The organism is Streptomyces sp. NPDC031474, from assembly GCF_055581185.1.
In genome coordinates, this window is record NZ_JBVIJX010000029.1 from 20,035 (window position 1) to 27,590 (window position 7,556).

At 71.9% G+C, this 7,556-nt stretch carries 9 protein-coding genes; 5 read left to right on the forward strand and 4 right to left on the reverse strand.

Translation table 11 applies throughout. From position 1 onward, the window contains the following. Window positions 1–44: 44 nt before the first annotated feature. Window positions 45–1,028 carry an ArsR/SmtB family transcription factor gene (locus tag ACZ5SK_RS42365; RefSeq protein ID WP_468158745.1) on the forward strand — a complete coding sequence of 328 codons (984 nt, stop codon included), beginning with the start codon at window positions 45–47 and terminating at the stop codon, window positions 1,026–1,028. A 67-nt stretch (window positions 1,029–1,095) separates the two neighbouring features. On the opposite strand, the gene ACZ5SK_RS42370 is transcribed toward ACZ5SK_RS42365, so the two are convergent. The 3 genes from ACZ5SK_RS42370 to ACZ5SK_RS42380 form a co-directional block, all read right to left on the reverse strand. Further along, complete coding sequence (locus tag ACZ5SK_RS42370; protein WP_334577162.1) at window positions 1,096–2,085, reverse strand: matrixin family metalloprotease; 990 nt, start codon at window positions 2,083–2,085, stop codon at window positions 1,096–1,098. Between the two features lie 150 nt (window positions 2,086–2,235). Then, the gene (locus ACZ5SK_RS42375; RefSeq protein WP_334577163.1) at window positions 2,236–2,529 is read right to left on the reverse strand and encodes an MTH1187 family thiamine-binding protein; all 294 of its coding nucleotides are present in this window, start codon (window positions 2,527–2,529) and stop codon (window positions 2,236–2,238) included. Then, on the reverse strand, window positions 2,526–2,876 hold the full coding sequence (locus ACZ5SK_RS42380; protein WP_334577164.1) for a DUF3817 domain-containing protein: 351 nt from the start codon (window positions 2,874–2,876) through the stop codon (window positions 2,526–2,528). The genes ACZ5SK_RS42375 and ACZ5SK_RS42380 overlap by 4 nt, the downstream gene beginning before the upstream one ends. 182 nt (window positions 2,877–3,058) lie before the next feature. On the opposite strand from ACZ5SK_RS42380, the gene ACZ5SK_RS42385 reads away from it, so the two are divergent. From ACZ5SK_RS42385 to ACZ5SK_RS42400, 4 genes are all read left to right on the forward strand, one after another. After that, window positions 3,059–3,691, forward strand: a complete 633-nt coding sequence (locus tag ACZ5SK_RS42385; RefSeq protein ID WP_334581164.1) for an AIM24 family protein — start codon at window positions 3,059–3,061, stop codon at window positions 3,689–3,691. A gap of 1 nt (window position 3,692) precedes the next feature. Further along, entirely contained in the window at window positions 3,693–4,343 is a 651-nt protein-coding gene (locus ACZ5SK_RS42390) for an AIM24 family protein (RefSeq protein ID WP_054239883.1), read from the forward strand. Between the two features lie 2 nt (window positions 4,344–4,345). Continuing rightward, window positions 4,346–5,152, forward strand: coding sequence for an AIM24 family protein (locus ACZ5SK_RS42395; RefSeq protein ID WP_457495579.1), 807 nt, complete (start codon window positions 4,346–4,348; stop codon window positions 5,150–5,152). 92 nt (window positions 5,153–5,244) lie between these two features. Beyond that, window positions 5,245–5,721 (forward strand): MarR family winged helix-turn-helix transcriptional regulator, encoded by a 477-nt coding sequence (locus ACZ5SK_RS42400; RefSeq protein ID WP_457495574.1) that lies wholly within the window; start codon window positions 5,245–5,247, stop codon window positions 5,719–5,721. A 28-nt stretch (window positions 5,722–5,749) separates the two neighbouring features. Here ACZ5SK_RS42400 and ACZ5SK_RS42405 read toward each other — a convergent pair whose 3' ends face one another. Then, window positions 5,750–6,994, reverse strand: a complete 1,245-nt coding sequence (locus ACZ5SK_RS42405) for an MFS transporter (protein ID WP_468577619.1) — start codon at window positions 6,992–6,994, stop codon at window positions 5,750–5,752. Window positions 6,995–7,556: the final 562 nt, after the last annotated feature.

The following is a 7,556-nucleotide window of genomic DNA, read 5'->3' on the forward strand; positions in this document are numbered from 1 at the left end:
GCCGAATGTTCGAGGGGCCAGGGGCTCATGAGGGGTGGGGGAGCGTGCCGTCGCATCTGCACTTCGGGGAGGACGACTTCCTGCGCTGCCGGTTCGCCGTGTCCCCGCTGTGGGAGACGCAGGAGGTCGCGCGCACGCTCAAGCGGCCCGACCGGCACGGCTATCACGCGCCCTGGCTGCGCCGGATCCGTACGGCGGCCCAGGCGCTGGACCTGACCGGGCTGTGGCTGCTGATGCCGCGCCGGGGCCACTCCCCCGACTGGCTGTGCCCGCCGCCGGTGGGGCCCGTGGCCGGGTTCGAGGAGGAGCTCGCCGCCGTGCGGGCCGCCGATCCGCGGGCCGCCCGCGCGGACACCGCGCGCTCGCTCGCGGACACCCCGGGCGCACTGGACTCACCGCAGGGACGGGCGTGGCTCGCGGATCCGCAGCGGATGATCCGGGAACTCGCCGAGGTGCTGGAGGAGATCTGGCACACCCTCCTCGCGCCGGACTGGCCACGGCTGCGCGCCCTGCTGGAGGCGGACGTCGCCTTTCACTCGCGGCGGCTCGCCGAGGTGGGCCTGGGCGGGCTGCTGCCGGAGATCGACCGGCGGTGCGGCTGGCGGGCCGGGACCCTGACCGTCGCCTCGAAGGGCGAGCACGAGCGGCATCTGGGCGGACAGGGGCTGGTGCTGATGCCGAGCGTGTTCTCGTGGCCCGACGTCGTCAGCGCGTTCGATCCGCCCTGGCAGCCGACCCTCGTCTACCCGGCGCGGGGCATAGGCGGTCTGTGGTCGGACCCTGCCGACCGCTCCCCCGAGGCGTTGGTCCGGCTGCTGGGCCGGGGCCGGGCCGCCGTGCTCACCGCGCTCGACGACCCGGCGTCCACCTCCGCCCTCGCCCACCGCCTGGGTCTCGCGCCGTCCTCGGTCTCCGCGCACCTGGGCGCGCTGCGCGACTCCGGGCTGCTGGTGTCCCGGCGCTACGGCCATCAGGTGCTGTACGAGCGGACGCCGCTGGGGATGGCGCTGGTGTCGGGCGGCGCCTGAACCCGCTCTCCCCACGCGGCCGTTCAGTCGCTCAGTCGCTCAGTCGGTCAGTCGTTCATTCGTTCAGTCATCGAGTCGTTCCGTAGAGACTGCGCAGGCCGAGGACGTCGCCCTTGCCGAGGCTGCGGGCTCCGGTGGAGCAGGCGAAGGAGTTCGCGTACATGGTGAGGTTCTCGTGTCCGGCGCCGGAGTGGCCGAGGCCGAAGACATGGCCGGCCTCGTGCGTGGCGACGCTGCGGATGTCGTACGCGCGCGTGCAGCCGCCGGCCGGCTTGTCGGTGAACGTGTAGTCGTGGGTGTTGAAGCGGACGTCCGCCTCGAGGAGTTCGTCCGGGCCGCCGGGGACCGGACGGCTCCATGAGCAGGTCGTGGCGACGGCGTCGGTGCCGAGGTCGCCCCCGTCCCAGACGCTCAGGCCGTCCCTGCGGACGCAGCGGGCCGCGCGGTCGATGCCTGCCTCTCTGCCGGTGGTCGACAGGTAGCGGGCCTGCGCCGTGACGGCGTCGTCGTAACCGCAGTCGTTGCGACTGGTGGTGATGGTGGCGATGGCGTCCTCGAAGGCCCGCCGGGCCTCGGCGCGGGAGAGGCCGCCGGGCAGGGGACCGCCGCCGACGAACCACTTGTACGTGCCGTACTCCTTGCGGCCGGCCGTGGAGTAGGCGCCGTCGGCGCAGGGGGCGGGCGCGTCGGCGCGGCTGCCCGCGACGGCTTCGGTGCGGGCCTCCTCGTGGGGGTAGGAGACCGTGCCGTCGGCGGCGACGGCCAGGGTGAAGTCGCCTGCCGAGCCGCTCGTGGTGAGCGCGTCGACGCTGACCGTCGTGCCGGGTTCGGGCACCGTCACGGCGGCCCCGGCGTGGGTGACCACACGGCCGACGGCCAGGCAGTCGAGCACGGACGAGCCGGCGGGCAGGTCGTCGACGGTCAGCTCGCCCCGGGCGAGGGCGCACGCGGGCGTCGCGCGGTGCGCCTCCCCCACGCAGACCACCGCCAGCGATGCCGTCAGTACGAACGCCGTGATCGCCCTGCCGAGTCGCCCCGGTCCGCGCCGCCCTGCCACCGCACACTCCCCTTCAATGCCACGCCACCGGACGCAACTTGATCGACCCCGGGAGACATTAGCCACGCGGCACACGCCAAAACCCTGCCCGCTGTCACCCGTTCGAGCGACTGTTCGAACGGGTGTACCAGCCGCTGCCGGGGCTGGGCGTCACTGGCTGAGGTGACGCTCCACGGTCTCCACCTTCGAGGTGAGGCCGTCCGTCACGCCAGGGCGGATGTCCGCCTTGAGGACCAGGGAGACCCGGGGGGCGCGTGCCTCGACGGCGGCCACGGCGCGCTTGACGACGTCCATGACCTCGTCCCACTCACCCTCGATGGACGTGAACATGGCGTCGGTGCGGTTCGGGAGGCCGGACTCGCGGACGACCCGGACGGCGTCGGCGACGTATGCGCCGACGTCCTCGCCGACGCCCAGCGGGGTGACCGAGAAGGCGACGATCATGCGTTCACGATGCCTTCCTGGCGGGCGCGAGCCGCGATGACCGCGTCCTCGCTGGCACGACGCAGGCGGCGCTCGGCGATGAGGCCGCCTCCAGGGATGATCGAGTACGCGAAGTAGAGGGCCGCGGTCCTCCGGGACCACTTCGTGCGATTCCAGGCGTCCGCCCAGAAGAGCACATACAAGACGAACAGCACGCCGTGGATCGGGCCGAGCACCCGGGCCACGTCGACGCTGGACGTGATCGTGTATTTGATGATCGTGCAGACCGCGAGGATGATCCAGGAGATGCCTTCCGGCACGGAGATCAGGCGGAGACGGCGGATGGCGGAAGCTGTCTTCAGGTCCACGGGTCACCTTCGGGGGGAGGTACGGCGATGGGCGGGCGGTTTGTGAACGCCGGTTTGTGAACGCGCGCACAAGCGTTCGTCCATTGTGGCAAACGGTCCCCCTAAGGGTGCGTTCAGGGTCGCTCTCCACCCCCGGGTGCTGTTCGGCGCACCCGTCCGGCGGCTACCTTCGCAGCGTGGCGATGTTTCGACTTCAAGGCAGCAAGGTGCTTGCCGTCGACATGACCGGGGACGCCGTGAAGGCGAAGAACGGCTCGATGGTCGCATACGACGGACAGATGGCCTTCAAGAAGCTCAGCGGGGGCGGCGAGGGGATCCGGGGGATGGTGACCCGGCGGCTCACCGGCGAGCAGATGACCGTGATGGAGGTGAGGGGGCAGGGCACGTGCTGGTTCGCCGACCGGGCCTCCGAGATCAACCTCGTCCAGCTCCAGGGGGACAAGCTGTACGTCGAGTCGAGCAACCTGCTCGCGACCGACGCGGGCCTCAGGACGGGGACGAGTTTCACCGGGCTGCGCGGCGCGACCCAGGGCAACGGGCTGTTCACGACGACCGTCGAGGGGCACGGCCAGGCCGCGATCACCTCGGACGGTCCGGCGGTGGTACTGCGCGTCAGCCCGCAGTACCCGCTGACCGTGGACCCCGGCGCGTATGTCGCGCACCAGGGCAACGTCCGGCAGTCCTTCCACTCGGGTGTGACGTTCCGCACGTTCATGGGCGAGGGCGGCGGCGAGGCCTTCCAGATCCGGTTCGAGGGAGACGGCCTGGTGTACGTCCAGCCGAGCGAGCGCAACACGATCGCGGGGGACGTGTGAGATGACCTTCCGTGAGATCAACTCCAAGATGGTCGAGGCGACCGTCGTCCCCGGGCAACGGCTCTTCAGCCAGCGCGGCGCGATGCTGGCCTACCGCGGCGAGGTGGCGTTCACTCCCAACGTCCAGGGCGGGCAGGGCGGCGTGATGTCCATGATCGGGCGGCGGCTCGCCAACGAGGACACGCCCCTGATGACCGTCGAGGGCAGCGGCACGGTCCTGTTCGGGCACGGTGGCCACCACGTCCAGGTCATCCGGCTCACCGGCGACACGCTGTACGTGGAGGCGGACCGGCTGCTCGCCTTCGAGGGCACGCTCCAGCAGGGCACGATGTTCCTCGGCTCGCAGGGCGGGGTCATGGGCATGGTGCGCGGCCAGGTCAGCGGCCAGGGGCTGTTCACCACCACCCTGAAGGGACACGGGGCCGTCGCCGTGATGGCCCACGGCGGGGTCTTCGAGGTCCCGATCACCCCACAGCGTCCCGTCCACGTCGACCCCCAGGCCTACGTCGCGCACCACGGCGACGTCCGCAACAAGCTGTCGACCGCGCTGGGCTGGCGGGACATGGTGGGCCGCGGCTCGGGCGAGGCGTTCCAGCTGGAGCTCAGCGGCAGCGGTGCGGTGTTCGTCCAGGCGTCGGAGGAGAAGCTGTGAGCATGTACGGGGCTCCGGGCGGCGGCCCGACGGTGTACGACCCCATGACCCTGCCGGTCGACGACAACGTGAACAACTACACCTTCTGCGTGGAGCTCAAGGGGAGCCAGTGGTTCCTGCAGAAGGGGAAGATGATCGCCTACTACGGCTCGATCGACTTCAACGGCGTCGGACACGGCCGGCTGGACCGTCTCGTGCGCACCTCGTTCCATTCGCCTCTGCACGCGAGCGACTGGGTGGTGGCGGAGGGCTCGGGCCGGATGCTCCTCGCCGACCGGGCCTTCGATGTGAATTCGTACGACCTGGACGACGGCAATCTGACCATTCGCTCGGGCAATCTGCTCGCTTTTCAGCCAAGTCTGTCGCTCAAGCAGTCGATCGTCCCCGGATTTCTGACGCTGATCGGAACCGGAAAGTTCGTCGCCGCGTCCAACGGTCCGGTGGTGTTCATGGAGCCGCCGATCCGGGTGGACCCGCAAGCGCTTGTCGGCTGGGCCGACTGCCCGTCCCCGTGCCATCACTACGACCACGGGTACATGACCGGCGTCATGGGCGGTCTACGTGCGCTGACGGGCCTCGGAGGGGCCTCCGGGGAGGAGCATCAGTTCGAGTTCGTGGGTGCCGGCACGGTGCTTCTGCAGTCGACCGAGACCCTCATGGCCGAGCAGGCCACCGGGGCCGTCCCGCACGAGCCGGGAGTGCCCGGCGGCGGCGCGGGAGCGGGCGGTCACGGCGGCCACGGAGCGCAATCCGGTGCACCGCGCCTTCCCGGACAGCTGGGAGACCTCCAGCGTCGCTTCGGGCTGTGAGCGGTAGTCTGCGGAGTGTGACATCGAACGCGTGCGCACCGTCACATCACCCTCACTAGTTCGCCTTTCAACATTTTAGGTAGACTTCATTTATGGAGACCGAAACGGCCACGCGCTGGCTGACCGATGCGGAGCAGTGCGCCTGGCGCACCCACCTGGAGGTCAACAGGCTGTTGACGTATCAGCTCGAAAAGGACCTGCAGCCGTTCGGACTGACCATGAACGACTACGAGATCCTGGTGAACCTCTCCGAGTCGGAGGGCGTCCGGATGCGGATGAGCGACCTCGCGTCGGCCACCCTCCAGTCCAAGAGCCGCCTCTCGCACCAGATCACCCGCATGGAGAACGCCAACCTGGTGCGCCGTGAGAACTGCGAGTCCGACCGCCGCGGTCTGTACGCCGTCCTCACCGACCACGGCCTGGAGACGATGCAGAAGGTCGCGCCCCACCATGTGGACTCCGTACGGCGCCACTTCATCGACCATCTCTCCCCCGAGGCCACGACGGAGCTCTCCAAGGCCCTGAAGCCCGTCGCAGAACACCTCCGCACGCACCGGGGACGCCCGTAGGAGTCACGGGGCGCCCCCTGGGCGACCGTCAGGCGAGGGGTACGAGTTCGCTCGTGCCCCTCCCCCTGAAGGTGCTGGTGAGCGCCGCCGTCAGCAGCACCGCCGCCCCCGTCACCGCGAAGCACACCCCCACCGGCAGCCGTCCGGCCAGCGCGCCCGCGACCGCCGTGCCGGCGGTGCTCCCCGCGTTGACGGCCGTGTTGATCCACGCCCCGGCCCGCACCCGGGCTTCCGGTGCGGCGCACTCGTCGGCGATGAGATAGGCGGTGGTGAGCGCCGGCGACACGAAGAACCCGGCGACCGCGACGGCCACGGCGAGCGTGCCGAGCCCCGGCGCCAGTCCCGCCCCGCACAGCGTCACGCCGAGCCCCGCCGTGAGCAGCGGCAGCCGCACCCCGGGCGCGGTCCGCCAGGCGACGGCCCCGTTGAGCAGCCCGCCGACGGCGCTGCCGGCCGACAGCGCGGCCAGGACCCACGCCACACCCGCCCCGCCGGTCCCGGTCCCGTGCCCGTGCCCGTGCCGCTCGGCGAACGCCACGACCAGCAGGTCGACCACGCCCAGCGCGAGCCCGACGCCCGCGACGGCGACCACGGGCCGCCCGAGCCCGCGCAGCCCGCCTCCTCCCCGTCGCCCGGCGGCCTTCCCCGGCCGCACGTCCCGCACCGCGGGCGACGACACGAACCCCGCCGTGCCGCCGGCCATCAGGGCCGCCCCGAAGGCGATCCCGGCGGCCGGCGGCGCGAAGCCGACGAGAACGCCGACCAGCAACGGGCCCACGACGAAGAGCAGTTCCTCGGCGACCCCGTCGAGGCTGTAGGCACGCTGCAACAGCGCGCGATCCGGGGCGAGCCTGCCCCACACGGCCCGCATGGTCGGCCCCAGCGGTGGCACACAGGCCCCGGCCACGGCGGCGAGAGCGCCCAGCACGGGCGCGGGCGCGGGGGCGGCGTCGGGGCGCGAGACGGCCGCGGTCAGCAGCCCGAGCATCGCGAGGTACGCGGCGGTCATCGGCACGAGCGCCCGGCGCGGCCCGTACCGGTCGACGAGGGCCGCCCGGGCGGGCGACAAGAAGACGACGGTGGCCCCGAACAGGGCCATCACGGTGCCCGCCACCGTGTACGAGCCCGAGGACCGGGTCACGGCGAGCATCACGGACAGCGGGACGATCCCGTACGACAAGCGGCCGGTCAGAGCGGCGACGAAGGTACGGCGGGCGTGCGGAACGCGCAGCACGACGGCATACGAAGGCCGCACGGCGGGTGAGGCGGACATGAGGAGTTCCTCGACTCATGGCAGGCGGGAAAGGGGTCGCCGAATCGCCGCGACCGGCACGGCCGACTGCCGCTCGCCGGTCACGGGCCGAGGCGGGCCCTATGCCAAGAGGAGAAACACGCGGGTGAACGTATCAACGCGCCCCAGCGCCGCACCACGCGTTTTCCGGGCACCGGGGCCGGACGCCCCGGTACCGCGCGTTGGAGACCGCCCGACCGACTCCCCCACCACGGCGTGCGGCGCAGTGGCCGCCGGCGTCCGGGTCGCCCCGCCACACGTCACGGCCGGCGCCCCGGTGGCCAGGCGCCGCCGGTCGAGGCTGAGGGCGACCTCGACGGCAGCGGGGCCGGTGAAGGACACGGCGCCGCCGACGTCGTAGGCGAGACGGTGCATCCCGCACCCCCTGCCGGCGCCCCCGAGGGGCACGGAACCGGCGAAACGCCAGACCCGGCTGCCCCCGGCGCACACGTCGGCGCCGCGGTTCCCGGTGGGCTATGAGCAGGACCGCTGCCGAGACCCGCACCGGCGGAGCTCAGCTCCCGGTGGGCCCCACCACCGGTTC

Coding starts and splice junctions, on each gene's coding strand:
- ACZ5SK_RS42375 (WP_334577163.1), bottom strand. CDS start 2,529: ATGATCGTCGCCTTCTCGGTCACCCCGCTGGGCGTCGGCGAGGACGTC.
- ACZ5SK_RS42385 (WP_334581164.1), top strand. CDS start 3,059: ATGTTTCGACTTCAAGGCAGCAAGGTGCTTGCCGTCGACATGACCGGG.
- ACZ5SK_RS42390 (WP_054239883.1), top strand. CDS start 3,693: ATGACCTTCCGTGAGATCAACTCCAAGATGGTCGAGGCGACCGTCGTC.
- ACZ5SK_RS42395 (WP_457495579.1), top strand. CDS start 4,346: ATGTACGGGGCTCCGGGCGGCGGCCCGACGGTGTACGACCCCATGACC.
- ACZ5SK_RS42400 (WP_457495574.1), top strand. CDS start 5,245: ATGGAGACCGAAACGGCCACGCGCTGGCTGACCGATGCGGAGCAGTGC.
- ACZ5SK_RS42405 (WP_468577619.1), bottom strand. CDS start 6,994: ATGTCCGCCTCACCCGCCGTGCGGCCTTCGTATGCCGTCGTGCTGCGC.